Annotated in this window: 1 pseudogene; it reads right to left on the bottom strand. The window is 74.8% G+C overall.

Annotated elements, in window-relative coordinates:
* Nucleotides 1-302 (bottom strand): annotated as a pseudogene (locus tag PUR61_RS31065) (glycosyltransferase); the annotation flags it as partial.

Genomic DNA, 302 nt, shown 5'->3' with positions numbered 1-302 from the left:
TCCACCGGCGGCAGGCCGACCGAGACCCTGTGGGAGTTGATCGCCTCGACGAACACCTCATGCGAGTCCCGGGCGTCCCGGTCCCACAGCACCCGGTTGACGGTCACGTCCGGCGGGAGCGGCCGGCCCCGCCGGGGGATCGGCCGGTGGTGCGGCGAGGGCAGGCACACCGGCTGGAAACTCGAGAACACGTAGCGGAGGCCCAGCTTCTCGCCCACCGACTTCACCCCGGCCGCGGCCGGGACGTGGCCGGTCGCCACCAGCACGTCGCACCCCCCGGCCGCCGCCGCGGTGACGTTCGC

It is taken from the genome of Streptomyces sp. BE20 (assembly GCF_036322525.1).
Taxonomy (GTDB): domain Bacteria; phylum Actinomycetota; class Actinomycetes; order Streptomycetales; family Streptomycetaceae; genus Kitasatospora.
The sequence above is the reverse complement of the archived record's forward strand: the minus strand, read 5'-3'. Positions and strand labels throughout refer to the sequence as shown.